The organism is Promicromonospora sp. NPDC057488 (assembly GCF_042802395.1).
In the GTDB taxonomy this organism is placed as follows: Bacteria; Actinomycetota; Actinomycetes; order Actinomycetales; family Cellulomonadaceae; genus Promicromonospora.
The window spans coordinates 25,301-43,184 of record NZ_JBHVEG010000036.1; the positions used below are offsets into that span (position 1 = coordinate 25,301).

The window sequence follows — 17,884 nt, forward strand, 5'->3', positions numbered from 1 at the left end:
GATGACGACGACGAGCAGCACAGCAGACCCGCCCCGGCTGGAGGTGTCGGGGCTCACCGTGACGTTCGGGGGCCTGACCGCCCTCGCCGACGTGTCCTTCTCCGTGGCCGACGGCGAGACCGTCGCCCTGATCGGCCCCAACGGTGCGGGCAAGACCACGGTCTTCAACGCCGTGTGCGGCCTGGTGCGCCCGCGGCGCGGCCGGGTCCGGGTGGACGGGCGGCCCGCGCCGTCGTCGGCCACCGCGCTGGTGGGGGCCGGGATCTCCCGGACCCTGCAGGGCCTGGGGCTGTTCGACCGCCTCACCGTGCTGGAGAACGTGCTCGTGCCGCTGACGGGTGTGCGCCCGTCTCCCGGGCCCGACGTCGCCCGCGAGACGCTCGACGCGCTCGGCCTGGAGGGGCTGGCCGGTGTCCCCGCCGGGACCCTGCCCTACCCCGAGCGCAAGCGGGTGGCGCTGGCCCGGGCGCTGGTCACCCGGCCGCGGCTGCTGCTCCTGGACGAGCCCGCCGGCGGGCTCGGGCCCGCCGACATCGACCGCCTCGCGGGGACGGTGCGCGACGTCGCCGGGGCGGGCTGCTCCGTGCTGCTCGTCGAGCACCACGTCGACTTCGTGGCGGACGTCGCCGACCGCGTGGTGGTGCTCGACTTCGGGCACGTGATCGCGTGCGGCACACCCGAGCAGGTGCGCCGGGACCCGGCCGTCGAGAAGGCCTACCTCGGCGTGCCGGCGGGGGAGACCGCATGAGCGCCCTGACGATCGAGGGGCTCACCGTCGGCTACGGCGACGGCGCCCCCGTGCTGGACGGCCTCGACCTGGCGGTGCCCGACGGCGGCGTCGTCGCGCTGCTCGGCGCCAACGGCGCGGGCAAGACCACGCTGCTGCGCGCCCTGCTGGGCCTGACCCCCGCCCGCGGCGGGCGGGTGCTGCTCGACGGCGCCGACCTGACCGGCCTGCCCACCGAGGACCGCGTGCGCCGCGGGCTCGCGCTCGTGCCCGAGGGGCGTGGTGTCGTGGCCGAGCTGACCGTCGCGGAGAACCTGCACCTCGGGGCGCTGTGGAGACACACGGGACGGCACGCCCGCCCGGCGCGCGACGCCGCCGTCGGGCAGATGTACGAGCTGTTCGAGCCCCTGGCGCGCCGCCGCGACGCCCCCGGCCACACCCTGTCCGGCGGCGAGCGGCAGATGCTCGCGCTCGCCCGGGCCCTGGTGGCCCGGCCCGGGGTCCTGCTGCTCGACGAGCCCTCCCTCGGGCTCGCCCCGCTCGTGGTCGCCCAGCTGCTCGGCGTGCTCCGCGACCAGGCCCGCGCCACCGGCCTGACCGTGCTCCTGGCCGAGCAGAACGTCACCGGCGCGCTGTCGGTGGCCGACCGCGGCGTCGTCCTGTCCCTCGGGGAGGTCGTCGCCGACCGCCCGGCCGCCGACCTGGCCGCCGACCCCGCCCTCCGCCACGCCTACCTGGGCTTCTGAGACCCGGGAGAGGAGACCAGCCGATGGAAAGACTCGTGTTCCTGCTGTCGACCGGGCTGGCGCGCGGCGCCGTGCTCGCGCTGTTCGCGCTGTCGCTCGTGATCGTCTACCGCGCCGCCCGCGTGGTGAACTTCGCGCAGGCCGCCCTGGCGATCGTGCCCGTGTACGTCGCCGTCGCGGTCAGCTCCGCCACCGGCTCGTACTGGCTCGGGCTCGCCTGCGCCCTGACCGCCGGCGCGCTGCTCGGCGCCGTCGTCGAGCGCGGGCTCATGCGCCGCGTGCCCCAGGACAACCCGCTGGCCGGCATCATCGTGGCGATCGGCCTGGTCATGGTGCTCCAGGCCGGGCTCGCGATCGCCTTCGGGCCCGACCACCGCCCCGTGCACGCGCCGTTCTCGCAGCGCCCCCTCAGCGTCGGCGGCGTCGCCCTGATGAGCCCGTACGACCTGTTCGTGCTGCTGGTCGCCGCCGTCGTCATGGGCGCGCTCGCGTGGCTGTTCGGCCGCACGTCGCTCGGCCTGCGGCTGCGCGCCGCCGCCTTCGCGCCCGAGACCTCCCGGCTGCTCGGCGTGCGCGTGCCCCGCATGGTCACCCTCGGCTGGACCCTGTCCGTCGCGACGGCGGCGCTCGCGGCCCTGCTGCTGGTGCCCACCGGGCTCGGCCTGGACCCGCACGCCGCCGACGTGCTGTTCGTCAACGCCTTCGCCGCCGCCGTCATCGGCGGGCTGGACTCGCCGGTCGGGGCGCTCGCGGCCGGGCTGTCCGTCGGCGTCCTGGCGAGCCTGGTGACCGGGTACGCCTCGGCGGCCGCGGCGCCGCCCGCGGTGCTCGCCCTGCTCACGGTCGTGCTGCTCGTGCGCCCGCACGGGCTGTTCGCCGCCCGGGAGGCCCGGACCGCATGAGACTCCTGACCCGCGCCGCCCTGCTCACGCTGCTGGCCCTGGGCGCGACCTTCCTGCTCGACCCCTACCGCAACTACCAGCTCGCCACCGCGACCGGCACGTTCGTGGCCGTCGCCGGGCTCACCCTGCTGGTCGGGCTCACCGGGCAGCTCTCCCTGGGGCACGCCGTGCTCATGGCCGCCGGCGGCTACGGGTACGCCCTGACCGCGACCTGGGTCGCCACCGCCCTCGAGGGCACCACCCTGGCCGACGGCGCGGGCGGCTGGCTGCTGCCGCTGCTCGCCGGGGTGGCCGGCGCCGTCGTCGTGGCCGGGCTGCTCGGCCTGCTGCTCGGGCTGGCCGCGGCCCGGCTGCGCGGCCCCTACCTGGCGGGCCTGACGCTCGCCCTGGTGATCGCGCTGCCCGCCGCGGCGAGCACCGTTCCCGGCCTGAACGGCGAACAGGGCGTGCGGGCCCCGTTCGTGCCCGTGCCCGACCCGCTGGCGCTGCTGATCGCGACCGAGCAGTGGCACGCCTGGCTTGCCGTCCTTGTCGCGGCCTGCGCCGTCACGCCCCTGGTCGCCCTGCGCTCGGGCCGGGCCGGCCTGCGCATGCGGGCGGTGCACGACGACGAGACGGCCGCCCGCCTGGCCGGCGTCGACCCCGGGCGGGTCAAGGCCGGGGCGTTCGTGCTCAGCGCCCTCGCCGCGGGCCTGGGCGGCGTGGTGCTCGCGATCGTGACGCAGCAGGTCAGCCCCGGCGCGTACGGGCTCGGGTTCTCCCTGCTGCTCGTGGTCGCCGCCGTCGTGGGCGGGCTCGGCTCGCTGGGCGGCGCCGCGATCGGCGCGGTGCTCGTGACCCTGCTGCCGTGGGTGGTCGACCAGGCGACGGCGGCGCTGCCCGCCGACCTCGGCCACCGGCTGCAGGGCAACCTCGAGATCGCCCTGTTCGGGGTGGTCGTCATCGTCGTGACCGTGCTCTGGCCGGGCGGGCTCGCCCGGCTGCTGCCCGATCGCAAGGCCCGTCCCAGCACGTCCTTTCCAACACAGTGAGGTGAACGGAAATGCGCACTGCTTCCTTGTCCAGCCCCCGCTCCGTGGGCACGGCCGCCGTCCTCGGCCTGACCGCCGCGACTGCGCTGTCCGGCTGCTCGACGCCCGCCGCTGCCGAGGTACCCGGCGTCACCGACGACACGGTCGTCATCGGCACCCACCAGCCGCTGACGGGCCCGGCCGCGGCCGGCTTCGCGTCGATCTCGGCGGCCACCGCGGCCTACTTCGACTACGTCAACGCGAACGGCGGCATCAACGGCCGCCAGATCGAGTACGTCGTCAAGGACGACGGCTACAACCCGGCGAACACGCAGACCGTGGTGCGCGAGCTGGTCCAGGAGGACCAGGTCTTCGCCGTCGTCAACGGCCTGGGCACGCCCACGCACTCCAGCGTGCTCGACTACCTGGACCAGAACGGGGTGCCCGACCTGTTCGTCGCCTCCGGATCCTTGACGTGGGACCAGCCGGAGGAGTACCCGTACACCTTCGGGTTCAACGCGGACTACGTGACCGAGGGCGCGGCGCTGGCGCAGTACGCGCTGGACACCGAGCCGGACGCCGTCGTCTGCGTGCTGGGGCAGGACGACGACTTCGGCGAGGGCATCCTCGCGGGCGTCGAGCTGGCGCTGGGGGAGGGCGAGGTGGCCACCCACCAGGTCTACTCGACGGCCGACCAGGACGTGACCGCGCAGATCGGGGCCATGAAGGAGGCGGGCTGCACGCACAACGTGCTGGGCACCATCAACGGCTTCACCGCCCTGGCGGTGGGCACCGCCGCGCAGATGGACTGGTTCCCGAGGTGGCACGTGTCCTCCTCGGGCGCCGACCACCCCACGCTCGTGGAGTACCTCGGCGACGACGTCGCCCCGGTGCTGGAGGGCCTCGTCTCCGTGAACTACCTGCCCAACAGCCCCTCGTCCGAGTGGTACGAGCTGTTCTCCCGGATCAACGACGAGTACAACGACGGCGCGCCCTACACCGGCAACACCACCTACGGCATGAGCGTGGGCTACCAGTTCGCCGAGGCGCTGGCCGCCGCCGGGCCGGACCCGACGCGCGAGTCGCTCGTGGCGGCCGTCGAGTCCGGTGACCTCAAGGGCAACGGCATCGCGCCCCTGACCTACTCCGCCGACGACCACTTCGCGCACCGCACCGTCCGCATCGCGGTGGTGACCGACGGCGTGCAGGACTTCACCGACGACGCCTACGAGGTGAGCGACGCCGGCGCGGTGCCGGTCGAGCCCGCGCAGGTGCCGCTGGAGAACGAGGGCATCCCGCTCACCGAGTGACCGGGAGCCACCAGAACCACCGCACGAGAGGGGAACCATGACGCACGAACTTCCCGGCCTGGACGTCGCCGGCCTGGCCGCCTGGCTGACCAGGACGCACCCGGAGCTCGCCGGGCCGGACGGGGCACCGGGCCTGACCGCGACCCTGATCACCGGCGGGCGCAGCAACCTCACCTACCGGGTGGACGGCGCAGCCCGCCTGCTGGTGCTGCGGCGTCCGCCGCTGGGGCACGTGCTCACCACCGCGCACGACATGCGGCGCGAGCACCGGGTCATCACGGCGCTCGCGGGGACGATCCCGGTGCCGCCCACCGTGGCGGTCGTGGACGACACCGAGGCCGGGGAGGTCACGGGCACGGTGTTCTTCGTCATGGACCACGTCGACGGCGCCGTCCTGGCCCGGCCCGAGCACAACACGGCCTGGACCCCCGCAGGCCTGGGCGCGCTGTCCGTCGAGCTGGCCGAGGTGCTGGCCGACCTGCACGCCACCGACCCCGCCGCCGTCGGGCTGGCCGACTTCGGCCGCCCCGCCGGGTACCTCGCGCGGCAGCTGAAGACCTGGCGGCGGCAGTACGACGCCTCCCGGTCGCGGCCCCAGCCGCTCCTGGACACCCTCCAGGAGCGGCTGGGCGCCACGGTGCCCGACGACGGTGCGCGCACCGGCATCGTGCACGGCGACTACCGGCTCGACAACGTGCTGGTCGCCGGGCTGCCGGAGGCGCCGCACGTCGCGGCGGTGCTGGACTGGGAGATGGCCACGCTCGGCGACCCGCTCGTCGACCTGGGCATGCTCGGCATGTACTGGGACATCCACGACCTGACGCAGGAGGCCGGCGTCGTCGGCGTCGCCGGGGCGATCGTGCCCGGTGCGGGCTACCCGGACTTCGCCGAGGTCATCGACGCCTACGCCGCCCGCGCCGGCACCGCCGTGCCGGACCTCGCCTGGTACCGGGCGTTCGCCTGCTACAAGCTCGCAGTCATCCTCGAGGGCATCCACTACCGGTACACCGGCGGCCAGACCGTCGGGGCCGGGTTCGACACGATCGGCGCGCTCGTCGAGCCGCTGGCCCGCGAGGGTCTGGCGCGGATCGGCGGCGGCGCGCCGGGCGGCGCCACTCCGGCGTCGGGCACCACGGAGAGGGGAGCCTGATGGACTTCGCACCCGATACCACCACGCGGGACATCACCGGCCGGGTCCGGGACTTCCTGGCGGACGAGGTGCTGCCCGCCGAGCCCGTGCTCGCCGCGCAGGTCGCGGCCACCCCCGGGGACTGGTCCTTCCGGCCCGTCGTGCGCGACCTCCAGGCCGCCGCGCGGGAGCGGGGGCTGTGGAACCTGTTCCTGCCGCCGGGCGGCCCGGGCGGACCTGCCGCGGAACGCGGCGGCGGCCTGACCAACCTGCAGTACGCGCCCGTCGCCGAGCTGACCGGGTACAGCCCGAAGCTGGCGCCCGTCGCGATGAACTGCGCTGCCCCCGACACCGGCAACATGGAGCTGCTGGCCCACTTCGCCACGCCCGAGCAACGCGAGCGCTGGCTCGACCCGCTGCTGGAGGGTACGCAGCGGTCGGCGTTCTGCATGACCGAGCCCGCCGTCGCGTCGTCGGACGCCACGAACATCGCCACCCGGATCGTGCGCGACGGCGACGAGTACGTGATCACGGGCCGCAAGTGGTTCGCCACCGGCGGGATGAGCCCGGACTGCGGGCTGCTCGTCGTGATGGGCAAGACCGACCCGGACGCGCCCCGGCACCGGCAGCAGTCCATGGTGCTCGTGCCGCGGGACACCCCCGGCGTCACCGTCGTGCGCGGGCTGACCGTGCTGGGCTACGACGACCGCGACCACGGCGGCCACGCCGAGATCGCGTTCGACGGCGTCCGCGTGCCCGCGTCCGCCCTGCTGGGCGGCGAGGGCGAGGGGTTCGCCATGGCTCAGGCCCGGCTCGGGCCCGGCCGCATCCACCACTGCATGCGCGCGCTCGGCACCGCGGAGCGCGCCCTGGACCTGGTGCGCGAGCGCGCGTCCGAGCGGGTCGCGTTCGGCGCGCCGCTGGCCGACCAGGGCGTCGTGCGCGAGTGGGTCGCCACCTCGCGCATCGAGATCGAGTCGCTGCGCCTGCTCGTGCTCAAGACCGCCTGGCTCATGGACACCGCCGGCAACAAGGCCGCCATGACCGAGATCCAGGCCATCAAGATCGCGGTGCCCCGCGCCGTCGGGCAGATCCTGGACCGCGCCGTCCAGGTGTTCGGCGCCGCCGGGGTCTCCGGCGACCACCCCCTGGCCGAGCTGCTCGCCGGCGTGCGCACCCTGCGCCTGGCGGACGGGCCCGACGAGGTGCACCTCGCCTCGCTCGGCCGGGCCGAGCTCCGGCGGCGTGCGCCCTACCTGGCGCGCGTCGCCCCGCCCACCCGGTCAACCCCGTCGAACGTCGAAGGAGACCCGACATGACCCACGCCACTGCCGCGCCCGACCCCGCCGTCGACGGACCCGGGTACGGCACCCTGTCCATCGCGAGCATGCTCGCCGAGACCGCGCGCCGCTTCCCCGAGCGGCCCGCCCTGTACTTCATGGGTCAGGCCACCACCTACGGCGACCTCTGGGCCCAGACCCGCGCGTACGCGGGGGCGCTCGCGGCCCGGGGCATCGGGCCGGGCTCGCGTGTGGCGATGATCGTGCCGAACGTCCCGGACTTCGCGCGCGTCTACTACGCCACGCTCGCGCTCGGCGCCGTGGTGGTGCCGGTGCACCTGCTGTTCCGCACCGACGAGATCGAGTTCGTGCTGCGGGACGCCGGGGCCGATGTCGTCGTGGTCGCGGCCCCGATGCTGGCCGAGGCGGCGCCCGCGGCCGCCCGGGCCGGGGTGTCGCTGCTGACCGTGCTGCTGCCGTCGGAGACTGCCGGCCAGCTCGCCGAGCGGGGCACGCCCGTGGCGCGGCTGGAGGACGAGGCCGCCGGTGCCACCCCGATCGAGCGGCACGCGGGCGTGAACCCCCTGGCGGCGGCCACGATCCTGTACACGAGCGGCACCACCGGCACCCCGAAGGGCGCCGTCGGTTCGCACCTGGCGATGGTCGAGCAGGTGCACTGCTCGCTGATCGACTCGTTCGACCTGCGGCCCGACGACGTGGTGTACGGCGGCCTGCCGTTCTTCCACTCGTTCGGCCAGATGGCGGTGCTGAACATGGCGTTCCGGCGCGGGGCGTCCATCGTGCTGCTGCCCCGGTTCGACCCGGACGAGGCCCTGGAGCTGCTGGTGGCGCACGGCGCGACCGTGTTCACGGCGGTGCCGACCAACTTCGCCGGCATGGTCGAGGCGGCCCGGCGCACGGCGGCGCGGCCCCCGCTGCGGTTCGCCGTCTCGGGCGGCGCGGCCCTGCCGGTGGCGCTGCTGGAGGCGTTCGAGGAAGCGTTCGGCGCGCAGGTGCACGAGGGGTACGGGCTGACCGAGACGTCGCCGTCGTGCACCTTCAACGTGACGTCCGAGCCCATCCGGCCCGGCACGGTGGGCCGCCCCATGTGGGGCGTGGACGTGGCGGTGGCCGTGGCCGAGGTGGAGGACCGGGTCGAGCTGCTGGCGGTCCCGGCACCGGGCTCGGCGGGCGCGGAGCAGAGCGACCTGGGCGAGATCGTGGTGCGCGGGCACAACCTGATGAAGGGGTACCTGGGGCGGCCCGACGCGTCGGCGGCCGCCGTCGTGGACGGCTGGTTCCGCACGGGCGACCTCGGCACCGTCGACGCCGACGGCATCGTGACGATCGTGGACCGCAAGAAGGACATGATCATCCGCAGCGGCTACAACGTGTATCCCACGGAGGTCGAGGCCGTGCTGGCCCGCTACCCGGGGGTCGCGCTGGCCGCCGTGTTCGGCGTGCCCGACGCCGCGCGCGGGCAGGAGGTGCACGCCGCGATCGTGCCGTCCGACGGCGCGGAGGTGGACCCGGCCGCCGTCGTCGCGTACATGCGCGAGCACGTGGCGGCGTACAAGTACCCGCGGGTGGTGCACGTGTCGGCCGACCTGCCGCTGGGCCCGAGCGGCAAGGTGCTCAAGCGCGAGCTCACGGCCCGGCACGCGCCGCCGGCCCCGGCTACTGACTCGGCGGGGTGACGCCCAGGTGGCGCTCCACCGCCGTGCGGATCGCGTCCGGGACCGGGACCGGACGGCGCTCGACCTGGTCCACGAAGACGTGCGTGAAGGCGCCCGTCGCGTACGCCTCGCTGCGGTCGGGCGCGCCCGCGCGCAGGATCGCCAGGTCCCAGGTCAGCGAGGTGCGCCCCAGCCGGCCGACGGCGACGTCGACCTCCAGCTCCTCGGGGAACGACGCCGGGGCGAGGAACTCGCACGAGGAGGCGCGGGCGAGCCCGATCACGGCGCCCGCGGGGTCGAGGTCGGTGTGCTTGATGAGCCACGTGTTCACCGCCGTGTCCATGGCCTCGTAGTAGACGGTGTTGTTCATGTGGCCGTACTGGTCGTTGTCGTTCCAGCGCAGCGGGAAGGGGTGCCGATAGCCCATCGAGCCAGCGTAGACCGACCCCAGGGGATCGGTGCAACATATTCAAGAATGATGCATACTGGACATACAGATCGACGACGATCGGAGAACCGATGACGCTCGCACCCGAGCCGCCCGCCACGGACCTGCTGGAGGCGGACTTCTACGCGTTCCAGGACCTGCTCACCCCGGCCGAGCAGAAGAAGGCCCTGGCCGTCCGGGAGTTCATGGAGCGCGAGGTACGTCCCATCGCGGACGACTACTGGGAGCGCGCCGAGTGCCCCGTGCACCTGTTCAAGCCGTACGCGCAGCTCGGCACCATCGGTTCGGGCTGGGCCGAGACGCAGGGCGAGGAGACCTCGGCCGTGTTCCGCGGCTGGGTCGGCATGGAGACGGCGCGCGTCGACTCGTCGTTCTGCACCTTCATCGGGGTCTCCGGCGGCCTGGCGATGACCTCGATCGGCGTCGGGGGCAGCGCCGAGCAGCGCGAGAGGTGGCTGCCGCCCATGGCGGCCGGTGACCTGATCGGCGCGTTCGGGCTCACCGAGCCGCTGGCTGGCTCCGACACCGCCAAGGGCCTGCGCACCACGGCCACCCGCACGGGCGACACCTGGGTGCTCGACGGCGCCAAGCGCTGGATCGGCAACGCCACGTTCGCCGACGTCGTCGTCATCTGGGCCAAGGACACCGCCGACGACCAGGTCAAGGGCTTCCTGGTGCGCAAGGGCACACCCGGCTTCACCGCCACCAAGATCGAGCGCAAGCAGTCCCTGCGCATCGTGCAGAACGCCGACATCGTGCTCGACGGCGTGCGCGTCGACGAGGCCGACCGGCTGCAGGGCATCAACAGCTTCCGCGACGTCGCCAAGGTGCTGCGCATCACGCGCGACGGCGTGTCCTGGCAGGCGCTGGGCACCATGATCGGCGCCTACGAGGCCGCCGTGGCCTACACCAGGCAGCGCGAGCAGTTCGGCAACCCGATCGCCAGCTACCAGCTCATCCAGGACAAGCTTGCGACGGCCTACGCGAACGTCACGGCGAGCTTCGCCATGTGCGTGCGCGTGGCCCAGCTCCAGGACCTCGGCACCCAGAAGGACGCCCACGCCGCGATGGCCAAGGCGTTCGTCACCACCCGCATGCGCGAGACCGTCGCGCTGTGCCGGGAGGCGTGCGGCGGCAACGGGATCACACTGGATCACGGCGTGGCCCGGTTCTTCGCCGACGCCGAGGCCGTCTACACGTTCGAGGGCACCAAGGACATGAACCAGCTCATCGTGGGCCGGGCGATCACCGGACACGCGGCGTTCGTCTGAGGGGCGCCGCCCACCTGGTTCACCACTGGCTCAAGGAGGAGTTATGACCGAGGCGTACATCGTCGCCACCGCGCGCTCGCCCATCGGGCGCGCCCACAAGGGGTCGCTCAAGGACGTCCGCCCCGACGACCTCGCCGCCCAGATGGTGCGGGCCGCCGTCGACCAGGTGCCGGGCCTGGACCCGGCGCGCATCGACGACCTGCTGCTGGGCTGCGGCCTGCCCGGCGGCAAGCAGGGCATGAACCTGGCGCGGATCGTCGCCGTGCTGTGCGGCTGGGACATGGTGCCCGGCGCGACCGTCACGCGCTACTGCAGCTCCAGCCTGCAGACCACTCGCATGGCCTTCCACGCGATCAAGGCGGGGGAGGGCGACGTGTTCGTCTCCGCCGGTGTGGAGTCGGTCAGCTCGTTCGCCACCGGGTCGAGCGACTACATCCCGGGCGTGGACCTGCACAACCCGGTCTTCGCCGACGCCCTGGCCCGCACCGAGAAGCGCGCCGGGGCGGGCACCGGGCTCTGGACCGACCCGCGGCTGGAGGGCGCAATGCCCGACGCCTACATCGCCATGGGGCAGACGGCGGAGAACGTCGCCGCCCTGCGCGACGTGACGCGCGCCGAGCAGGACGAGTTCGCCGCCCGCAGCCAGCAGCGCGCCCAGGCGGCGATCGCGTCCGGCTTCTGGGCCCGGGACATCACGCCCGTCACCCTGGGCGACGGCACGGTCCTCGCCGCCGACGACGGCCCGCGGCCCGGCACCACCGTGGAGACGCTGGCGACGCTGGAGCCGGTGTTCCGCCCCGACGGCACCGTCACCGCGGGCAACGCCTGCCCGCTGAACGACGGCGCCGCCGCGGTCGTGATCGTCTCCGGCCGCGTGGTCGAGGAGCTCGGGCTGACCCCGCTGGCCCGCATCGTGTCCACCGGCGTGAGCGGGCTGTCCCCGGAGATCATGGGGCTCGGCCCCGTCGACGCCAGCCGGCAGGCGCTGCGCCGCGCCGGGCTCACGGTCGACGACATGGACCGCGTGGAGATCAACGAGGCGTTCGCCGCGCAGGTCATCCCGTCGGCGCGCGAGCTCGGCGTCGAGCCCGAGCGGCTGAACGTCAACGGCGGCGCCATCGCCGTGGGGCACCCGTTCGGCATGACCGGCGCGCGCATCACCTCCACCCTGATCAACGCGCTCGCGGACGCCGGGGGCCAGTACGGTCTGGAGACGATGTGCGTGGGCGGCGGCCAGGGCATGGCGATGGTGCTGGAGAAGCTCTGAAGGGAGCGCGTGTGCTGACCACCGGTGCGGTGCTGGAGCGCTGCGGCGCGCCCGCGCCCTATGCCGAGTCCAGGCCGGTCACGGTCGGGCCGCTGGAGCTCGACCCGCCCGGCGAGCGCGAGGTGCTGGTGCGGATCGAGGCCGCGGGGCTGTGCCACTCCGACCTGTCGGTCGTGGACGGAAACCGCGCCCGGCCCGTGCCGATGCTGCTCGGCCACGAGGCCGCCGGGATCGTGGAGGCCACCGGCCCCGGTGCGCGCCTCGCCGTCGGGCAGCGGGTCGTCATGACGTTCCTGCCGCGCTGCGGGCAGTGCGCGCAGTGCGCCACCGACGGGCGGCTGCCGTGCGCGGTGGGTTCGGCGGCGAACGCCGCCGGGACGCTCGTGGGCGGCGGACGGCGGCTGTCCCGGGCCGACGGCGGGGCCGGCGGCGTCCAGGAGGTGCACCACCACCTCGGGGTGAGCGCGTTCGCGACCCACGCCGTGGTCTCCGAGACCTCCGTCGTGCCCGTCGACGACGACGTCCCGCCCGACGTCGCCGCCCTGCTGGGCTGCGCGGTCCTGACCGGCGGCGGCGCCGTCGTCAACGCCGGGCGGCCCGCGCCGGGCGACCGGGTCGCCGTCGTCGGGCTCGGCGGTGTCGGCATGGCGGCGCTCCTGGTGGCCGTCGCGCTGGGGCACGAGGTGGTGGGCGTCGACGCCGTGCCCGCCAAGCTCGACCTGGCGCGCGAGCTCGGCGCGAGCCTCGTCGTCGGGCCGCAGGAGGCCGCCGACCAGGGGCTGCGCGCGCCCGTCGTGATCGAGGCGGCAGGCTCGGCGCGCGCGTTCGAGACCGCCTACGCGCTGACGGCCCCGGGCGGCACCACCGTCACGGTCGGCCTGCCCCACCCCGACGCCCGGGCGAGCGTCTCGCCGCTCAGCCTGACCGCCGAGGCGCGCACCGTCGTGGGCTCCTACCTCGGCTCGGCCGTGCCGGGCCGCGACATCCCGCGGTACGTGGAGCTGTGGCGGGCCGGCCGGCTGCCGCTGGACCGCCTGGTCTCCGACCGCATCACCCTGGACGACCTGCCCGTCGCGCTCGACCGCCTCGCCTCCGGCGCGGCGCTGCGGCAGCTCGTGATGTTCTGAAGTTCACGCAACGAGAGGAAACCCCTGATGACTCGTACAGCCATCGTCACCGGAGCGGCCCGCGGCATCGGCGCCGCCACGGCCCGCCGGCTCGCGCAGGACGGCTTCGCCGTCGCCGTCCTGGACCTCCTGGAGGACCAGGCCAAGGTCACCGCGGAGGCCATCGTGGCCGACGGCGGGCGGGCGCTCGCCGTGGGCGTCGACGTCGCCGACGAGGAGTCGGTCGCCGCCGCCGTGGCCCGCGTCGCCGCCGAGCTGGGCGCGCCGACCGTCCTGGTCAACAACGCCGGCATCCTGCGCGACAACCTGCTCTTCAAGATGACCGTGACCGACTGGGACGCCGTGCTCGGCGTGCACCTGCGGGGCGCGTTCCTGATGACCCGGGCCGTGCAGGCGCACATGGTGGAGGCCAAGTACGGCCGCATCGTGAACCTGTCCTCGACCTCCGCGCTCGGCAACCGCGGCCAGGCCAACTACTCGGCCGCCAAGGCGGGTATGCAGGGCTTCACCAAGACCCTGGCGATCGAGCTCGGCAAGTTCGGCGTCACCGCCAACGCCGTGGCGCCCGGCGTGATCGAGACCGACATGATCCGCGAGACCGCCGAGCGCATCGGGGTGTCGCTGTCCGACTACCTGAGCGTGGCCGCGAAGGACGTGCCGGTGGGGCGCGTGGGCCAGCCCGAGGACATCGCGAATGCCGTGTCGTTCTTCTGCGCGGAGCAGTCCGGGTTCGTCTCGGGGCAGGTGCTGTACGTGGCGGGTGGCCCCAAGGCATGAGCGCCAGCGTGGACAGCGTGATCGCCGTCGCCTCGCCGGCGGACCTCGCCGGAGCCGTGGGGCGGACCGCCACGGGCGAGTGGTTCGAGGTCACGCAGGAGCGCATCGCCGCGTTCTCCGACGCGACCGAGGACCACCAGTGGATCCACCTCGACGCCGAGCGGGCCGCCGCCGGACCGTTCGGCTCCACGATCGCGCACGGGTACCTGACCCTGTCGCTGCTGCCGCGGCTGGCGTCCTCGCTCGTCGAGGTGGGCGGCGTCGCCATGGTGATGAACTACGGCATGGACCGGCTGCGGTTCCTCAGCCCGGTGCCCTCGGGCGCGCGGGTGCGGGCAGTCACCGGGATCCTCTCGGCCGAGCCGACGGCGGCCGGCGTGCGGCTCGCGTCGAAGGTCACCGTCGAGATCGAGGGGGCCGAGAAGCCCGCCCTCGTGGCGCACACGCTGTCGCTCTACGTGCTGGAAACCTGACCGGCCGTTTGTGGGGGCCATGTACGGCCCGCTGTTCGGTTCCTCCTGGGCCCGGGCACTTCCCGCACCGATGTCGGTGCGGGGAGCGTCCGGGCCTCGACGTCTCTCCGGCCGCGGTGCTGCGGCGCCTGCCTGCTGGCCGGCCTGTCTGTCTGCCCGCCTGCTAGCCGGCCTGTCTGTCTGTCTGCGTGCCTGTCTCCCCGCCGGTCTGGCTGGGCTGCCTGGTTGGTGGGCTGGTCGGGCGCGGCTCCGGCAGGCAAGGCATGGTCAGCCAGAGGGTGTCGGCTCCGCTGGAGAACGTTCATCTCAGGCTTGAGTGATGCAGCCCAGCCGGAGAGTTCAGGAGGGCTGAAGATCGCTCGTCCGTGCCACGCCTGGTTCAGCATGGGCGAACTGTTCGGCTCAGCCGGAAGACCCGACCCTGAGCCGAACGAAATTCGGCCCTGCCGGCACCTGCTGTCTGGGCATGCCTTACCTGGGAGGCATGCCCGGCATCGCTCTCTGGGAGGCCCGTCCGGTGTCGCTCTGGGGCACCTGCCGTCGTCCGGGATGCCTTTCTGCGTCGCCCTGGACGCCTGCCCGCGGCGGTCGGGATCGTGCGCCGGGACGGCCCACGTCGTCCCCGGCCGGGCCTCCGTCGCACGGGCAGTGTTGCCGACCGGATGGTTTGACAGCGCGCGCCAGGGGCGGTGTACTGGTGTTCTATCGAACACGTGTTCGTAAAGTGCTCCACCACCGGTCTCCACCGGCAGGCACCATCGCTGGAGGGACATGACCGTCGTAACCATCTCCTCGAAGGCCGACACCGCAGCCGACGCCGGGACCGCCGACACCGGCAGCCGGCACGCGCAGGCGCTCGCGGCACTGCGGTCGGCCGAGGCGCGCACCGGCGTGCGCAAGCAGGCCACGCCCGCCCGGGTCGTCCAGGCGGTCCGGGCCGAGCGCGCGCACGAGCAGCCGGGCCAGGAGCAGCCCCGGGTGCAGGTCCGGGCGCTGCGGGGCGGGCTGCTGCCCGAGCCGGTGCCGCTTGCCCCCGAGGCCCGGCCCGCGGCCGCCGAGGTGCGTCCCGCGGCGGAGCCCGCGCCGTCGTCGGGCAGCCGGGTGGGGCACCCGGGCGAGGACACGCGCGTGCTGCCCGTGCACCCGCACCTCGCGGCGCTCCTGCCCGACGGCGGCCTGCGGGCCGGCACCACCGTGGTGGTCCGGGGCTCGACGTCGCTGCTGCTCACCCTGTTCGCCGAGGCGTCCCGCGACGGGGCCTGGACCGTGCTGGTCGGGTACCCGGCCGCCGGGCTGGCCGCCGCGGCCGACGCCGGGTGCGACCTGAGCCGCACCCTGGTGGTGCCGCTGCCCGCCGGGTCGGGGGTGGACGCGCCCGCCGTGCTCGCCGCGCTGATCGACGGCATGGACGTGGTCGTGGTCGGGCCGGAGGTGTCCCTCCTGGACCAGGACCGCCGTCGGCTGACGGCGCGCGCCCGCGACCGGGGCACCGTGCTGCTCCCGACCGCCTCGTCGGGCGCCGCGGGCGGCTGGGCCGGGGCGCACGTGGTGCTCGAGGCCACCGCGGGGGACTGGGCCGGCGTCGACCACGGGGTGGGCTGGCTGCGCCGCCGGACCCTGCGGGTGCGGCGCACCGGGCGGGGGAGCGCGGCGCGCCCGGTGCACCTGGACGTCGAGCTCCCGGTGTGCCGGGCGGCCGGGCCGCCTGCCGGTGCCGTGGCGCGGGACGAGGCCGCCGAGGGCCGGACGCCGCTGGAGCTGGTGGGATGACGGCCGCGACCCGCACCGCCTGCCTCTGGGTGCCGGACTGGCCGGTCGTCGCAGCGCTGGTCGTCGCGGGCCTGGGCCCCGAGGTGCCCGCAGCCGTCACGGGCGGCCCCGGCGGCCGCGTCGTCGCCGTGTCCGCGCCCGCGCGCAGCGCTGGGGTGCGCCGCGGCATGCGCCGCCGCGAGGCCCAGGGGCGCTGCCCCGACCTGCAGCTCTGGACCGCCGACGACGCCCGCGACGCCCGCGAGTTCGAACCCGTCGCCGTGGCCGCCGAGACCGTGGTCTCCGGGCTGGAGATCGCCCGCCCCGGGCTGCTCCTGCTGCCGTCCGGCGGCGCGGCCCGCTACCACGGCTCCGAGCACGACCTGGCGCGCGAGCTGACCGAACAGGTCGCCGTCCGCACCGGCCACGAGTGCCAGGTCGGGGTCGCCGACGGCTTCCTGGCCGCCGTCCTGGCCGCCCGGGACGACGCCGTCGTGCCGCCGGGGGACTCGCGGGACTACCTCGCGCCCCGCCCCGCGGCCGTGCTCGTGCACGCCCGGCCCGCCGACCGCGCCCTGACCGAGCTCGTCGACCTGTGGCGCCGGCTCGGCGTGCGCACGCTCGCCGATCTGGCCGCCCTGCCCGACGCCGCCGTCGCCGCCCGGTTCAGCGACCTCGGCGTCTGGGCGCAGCGCCTCGCCCGCGGGCAGGACGTGCGGCCGCCCGCCCGGCGCCGGCTCGTCGAGGACCTCACCGTCGCCGAGGAGCTGGACCCGCCGGCGCACCGGGTCGACGTCGCCACGTTCGCCGCCCGCCGCCTGGCCGAGCGCCTGCACGACGACCTGCACCGGCGCGGCCTGGCGTGCGGCCGGCTGCGGATCACGGCGCGCGCCGTCGACCCGGTCACCGGCGAGGCCCGCACCCTGGAACGGCTGTGGCGCACCGACGACACCCTCGGCGGGCTGTCGGCCGCCCGCATCACCGACCGGGTGCGCTGGCAGCTCGAGGGCTGGCTCACGGCGTCGTCCCTGGGGCGGGGCGAGCAGCCCGCCCCGATCGCGGGCCTGACCCTGGCCGCCGAGGAGGTCGCGCCCGCCGGCGCCCTGCAGCCGCGCCTCTGGGGACCCGGCGCGGGCGAGGACCTGCGCGCCCGCCGCGCCGTCGAGCGCGTGCAGGCCCTGCTCGGCGGCGACGCCGTGCTCACCGTGCGGCTCCAGGGCGGGCGCGACCCCCGCGACCGCGTCCAGCTCGTGCCCTACGGCGAGCAGGTCCCGCCCGAGCGCGAGCCCGACCGGCCCTGGCCCGGCGCCCTGCCGCCGCCCGCGCCGTCGGTCGTGCTGCCCGAACCCGTCCCCGCGCGGGTGCTCGACGCGCAGGGGCGCCCCGTCGTCGTCGACGTGCGGCTGGCGGTCAGCGGCGACCCGGCCCGCGTGGTGGTGCCCGAGGACGGCGCCGGCGACCTCTTCGGCGAGGGCGGTCCGGGCGGCAGCGGTCCGGGCGAGAGTGGCCGGGGCGAGAGTGGTCTGGGCGAGAGCCGGCTCGACGACGGCGGTCTCGGTGACGGCGGTCTCGGTGACGGCGCGGTGCCCGGAGACGCGCGCGCCGGTGTACGTGGCGGTGGGGCATCCAGCGGCGGCCCGCGGGCCGGTCTCGACGCCGCCGTCGTCGACTGGGCCGGGCCCTGGCCGGTCGCCGAACGCTGGTGGACGCCGCGCGGCAGACGCCGGGTGTTCCTGCAGGTGGTCGTCGACGGCTCGGCCCGGGACGAGGGGCTCACGCTCGGCCTGCTGCTGTCGTCGTCGGCGGGCGCCTGGTCCCTGGAGGCGCTGTATGACTAGGTCCGGTGTGATCAGGCGCTGTATGGCCAGGCAGTGCCGACCAGGTCGGCAGTCTCCTGGGTCGGCGGCTCAAGGTCGGCAGTTTGTCTCGCAGAGTCGGCAGTTTGTGCCGCAGAGTCGGCACTCTGCATCGAGATCGGTCCATCGATGGACC

At 75.0% G+C, this 17,884-nt stretch carries 16 protein-coding genes; 15 read left to right on the forward strand and 1 reads right to left on the reverse strand.

The genetic code is table 11. The features are described from left to right. Window position 1: 1 nt before the first annotated feature. The 8 genes from ACFU5G_RS10125 to ACFU5G_RS10160 are packed head-to-tail and all read left to right on the forward strand — an operon-like array spanning window position 2 to window position 8,801. Window positions 2-748 (forward strand): ABC transporter ATP-binding protein, encoded by a 747-nt coding sequence (locus ACFU5G_RS10125; RefSeq protein ID WP_377243248.1) that lies wholly within the window; start codon window positions 2-4, stop codon window positions 746-748. After that, entirely contained in the window at window positions 745-1,473 is a 729-nt protein-coding gene (locus ACFU5G_RS10130; protein ID WP_377243250.1) for an ABC transporter ATP-binding protein, read from the forward strand. Before ACFU5G_RS10125 ends, ACFU5G_RS10130 begins: the two co-directional genes overlap by 4 nt. A 23-nt stretch (window positions 1,474-1,496) precedes the next feature. Beyond that, window positions 1,497-2,375: a branched-chain amino acid ABC transporter permease gene (locus ACFU5G_RS10135; RefSeq protein ID WP_377243252.1), complete on the forward strand. Its 879-nt coding sequence runs from the start codon at window positions 1,497-1,499 to the stop codon at window positions 2,373-2,375. Continuing rightward, the gene (locus ACFU5G_RS10140) at window positions 2,372-3,406 is read left to right on the forward strand and encodes a branched-chain amino acid ABC transporter permease (protein WP_377243254.1); all 1,035 of its coding nucleotides are present in this window, start codon (window positions 2,372-2,374) and stop codon (window positions 3,404-3,406) included. The genes ACFU5G_RS10135 and ACFU5G_RS10140 overlap by 4 nt, the downstream gene beginning before the upstream one ends. Window positions 3,407-3,417: 11 nt before the next feature. Beyond that, window positions 3,418-4,695 (forward strand): ABC transporter substrate-binding protein, encoded by a 1,278-nt coding sequence (locus ACFU5G_RS10145; RefSeq protein WP_377243256.1) that lies wholly within the window; start codon window positions 3,418-3,420, stop codon window positions 4,693-4,695. Between the two features lie 37 nt (window positions 4,696-4,732). Beyond that, window positions 4,733-5,845, forward strand: a complete 1,113-nt coding sequence (locus ACFU5G_RS10150; protein ID WP_377243258.1) for a phosphotransferase family protein — start codon at window positions 4,733-4,735, stop codon at window positions 5,843-5,845. Next, the gene (locus ACFU5G_RS10155) at window positions 5,845-7,143 is read left to right on the forward strand and encodes an acyl-CoA dehydrogenase family protein (protein WP_377243260.1); all 1,299 of its coding nucleotides are present in this window, start codon (window positions 5,845-5,847) and stop codon (window positions 7,141-7,143) included. The genes ACFU5G_RS10150 and ACFU5G_RS10155 overlap by 1 nt, the downstream gene beginning before the upstream one ends. Continuing rightward, window positions 7,140-8,801 carry an AMP-binding protein gene (locus ACFU5G_RS10160; protein WP_377243262.1) on the forward strand — a complete coding sequence of 554 codons (1,662 nt, stop codon included), beginning with the start codon at window positions 7,140-7,142 and terminating at the stop codon, window positions 8,799-8,801. The genes ACFU5G_RS10155 and ACFU5G_RS10160 overlap by 4 nt, the downstream gene beginning before the upstream one ends. Here ACFU5G_RS10160 and ACFU5G_RS10165 read toward each other — a convergent pair. Next, window positions 8,782-9,207: an acyl-CoA thioesterase gene (locus ACFU5G_RS10165; RefSeq protein WP_377243264.1), complete on the reverse strand. Its 426-nt coding sequence runs from the start codon at window positions 9,205-9,207 to the stop codon at window positions 8,782-8,784. The genes ACFU5G_RS10160 and ACFU5G_RS10165 overlap by 20 nt on opposite strands. 92 nt (window positions 9,208-9,299) lie before the next feature. On the opposite strand from ACFU5G_RS10165, the gene ACFU5G_RS10170 reads away from it, so the two are divergent. From ACFU5G_RS10170 to ACFU5G_RS10200, 7 genes are all read left to right on the forward strand, one after another. Beyond that, window positions 9,300-10,499, forward strand: a complete 1,200-nt coding sequence (locus tag ACFU5G_RS10170) for an acyl-CoA dehydrogenase family protein (RefSeq protein ID WP_377243266.1) — start codon at window positions 9,300-9,302, stop codon at window positions 10,497-10,499. A 43-nt stretch (window positions 10,500-10,542) separates the two neighbouring features. Further along, window positions 10,543-11,766, forward strand: a complete 1,224-nt coding sequence (locus ACFU5G_RS10175; protein ID WP_377243268.1) for an acetyl-CoA C-acetyltransferase — start codon at window positions 10,543-10,545, stop codon at window positions 11,764-11,766. Window positions 11,767-11,777: 11 nt separating this feature from the next. Beyond that, complete coding sequence (locus tag ACFU5G_RS10180) at window positions 11,778-12,893, forward strand: zinc-binding dehydrogenase (RefSeq protein WP_377243270.1); 1,116 nt, start codon at window positions 11,778-11,780, stop codon at window positions 12,891-12,893. 27 nt (window positions 12,894-12,920) lie between these two features. Next, a complete protein-coding gene (gene fabG / locus ACFU5G_RS10185) occupies window positions 12,921-13,670 on the forward strand; it encodes a 3-oxoacyl-ACP reductase FabG (RefSeq protein ID WP_377243272.1) in 750 nt (249 codons plus the stop codon). Continuing rightward, the gene (locus ACFU5G_RS10190) at window positions 13,667-14,143 is read left to right on the forward strand and encodes a MaoC family dehydratase (protein WP_377243273.1); all 477 of its coding nucleotides are present in this window, start codon (window positions 13,667-13,669) and stop codon (window positions 14,141-14,143) included. Before fabG ends, ACFU5G_RS10190 begins: the two co-directional genes overlap by 4 nt. Window positions 14,144-14,914: 771 nt before the next feature. Beyond that, complete coding sequence (locus tag ACFU5G_RS10195) at window positions 14,915-15,913, forward strand: hypothetical protein (RefSeq protein ID WP_377243275.1); 999 nt, start codon at window positions 14,915-14,917, stop codon at window positions 15,911-15,913. Beyond that, window positions 15,910-17,730, forward strand: coding sequence for a DNA polymerase Y family protein (locus tag ACFU5G_RS10200; RefSeq protein WP_377243277.1), 1,821 nt, complete (start codon window positions 15,910-15,912; stop codon window positions 17,728-17,730). Before ACFU5G_RS10195 ends, ACFU5G_RS10200 begins: the two co-directional genes overlap by 4 nt. Window positions 17,731-17,884: the final 154 nt, after the last annotated feature.